1 protein-coding gene is annotated in these 809 nt (G+C 61.7%); it reads right to left on the bottom strand.

The features are described 5' to 3' along the window. Window positions 1-302 precede the first annotated feature (302 nt). Window positions 303-809: DUF1993 domain-containing protein (locus RSO01_RS46950; protein ID WP_218037700.1), on the bottom strand; the 507-nt coding region annotated here is incomplete at its 5' end.

The raw sequence follows: 809 nt of genomic DNA, 5'->3' as shown, positions 1-809 counted from the left end.
CCAGCCGCAACGCCGGCGCTGTGCAGGGCGTGAACTTGGGAATGACTCGGCACACGAAAAGCGATCATCGAGCCGTTGCCGACCGTGGCCGCCAGACCATCGTAAGGCTTCCTGACATAAACGGCACAGGGACCGTTGAAGCGATCGGACTGTCGGGGAGTGTGTAGGCCACTCCGTCCTTTTGCTCGGCCTTTTCATAGCCAAGCGGCCCAAGGACCGCCGTATAGAAGCGCTCCGAGCGCGGAATATCGTTCGCGCCGATCGTCAAGTAACTCAGCATCGCTTGTCCTAGAGCCAGTTGCCTAGAGCCAGTTGATTGGGCCGAGGAAGTCCCGCTTGCCGATCGGTACGCCGCGATGACGAAGGATGTCGTAGGTTGTCGTCACGAAGAAGTAGAAATTCGGCAGGGCGAACTGCTGTACATAGTCGTTGCCCTTCAACTTCCGTTCATTGCCGCCGGCGGTCCAGGCGATGGTCTTGCCCTCCGCGCCATCGACCTGCGCGCGAGTCAAGGACTTCGCGAAGCCAAGAGCGGTTTCGACGCGGGCTTTGGCGGCGGCGAAGCTGGTGTCGTCCACTGCCGGCGTGGCGGGCGGGGTGACGCCGGCCAGCCGGGCGCCGGTGTTCATGCCAAAATCCGCCGACTGACGAATCTGGCGGGCGAGGCAGAACATGTCTGGGTACAACCGATCCTGCAGCAGCGCCGATTCTTCAATTTTGTTGGCGGCGCAATGGGCCGCAGCCTTGTCGATGATGCCGACCAGCGCGCCGAGCTGTTGGACGCAGGGAGTTACAGCTGCGTCATACAA

The sequence above is a fragment of the Reyranella soli genome (assembly GCF_007992495.1).
Taxonomy (GTDB): domain Bacteria; phylum Pseudomonadota; class Alphaproteobacteria; order Reyranellales; family Reyranellaceae; genus Reyranella; species Reyranella soli.
The sequence above is the reverse complement of the archived record's forward strand: the minus strand, read 5'-3'. Positions and strand labels throughout refer to the sequence as shown.